Raw genomic sequence first — 468 nt, 5'->3', positions numbered from 1 at the left:
CCGGCGATCCGGTGCTGATCGAATTGGAGCGCGAGCTGCGCGCCTATCCGTCCGGCTTGAAAAGCAGCCGGCCGGCTCCGGTCGAGCCGAGCGGCATCGTGCATCCGCTCAGGCTCGCGCATGGCGATCAGGTGCTTTCCTTCATCAGCACGATCACCGTGTTCGGCACGCCGCTCGACGTCACCCTGTCAGAACTGGCGATCGAATCCTTTTTCCCGGCCGATGAGCAGACCCGAGCCGTGCTGGTGCGGCTGGCGAAAGAGCGCGCAGCAGCTTCGTAGCTTACCCCTGCGGCGGCGCGGCTGTCCTGGTGCGCGTGCGCTCCAGGCCGAGCTGCCGCTCGCGCCAGATGATGAAGATGCCGGCGGCGACCACGATGACGCCGCCGACCAGCGTGTTGGGCGAGGTCACGTCGCCGAAGACGAAATAGCCGACGACGACGCCGAGGATCATCGAGGTGTATTCGAA

At 66.0% G+C, this 468-nt stretch carries 2 pseudogenes; one reads left to right on the top strand and one right to left on the bottom strand.

Features of this window, described 5'->3' with window-relative positions:
* A pseudogene (locus tag EOA28_RS38150) lies at positions 1–281 on the top strand (transcriptional regulator); the annotation flags it as partial.
* Between the two features lies 1 nt (position 282).
* On the opposite strand, the pseudogene EOA28_RS38145 reads toward EOA28_RS38150, so the two are convergent.
* Positions 283–468, bottom strand: a pseudogene (locus EOA28_RS38145) (EamA/RhaT family transporter); the annotation flags it as partial.

This window comes from Mesorhizobium sp. M2A.F.Ca.ET.067.02.1.1 (genome assembly GCF_004023285.1).
GTDB lineage: Bacteria > Pseudomonadota > Alphaproteobacteria > Rhizobiales > Rhizobiaceae > Mesorhizobium.
Note: the sequence above shows the minus strand (reverse complement) of the source record. Positions and strands in the feature narration are given on the sequence as shown.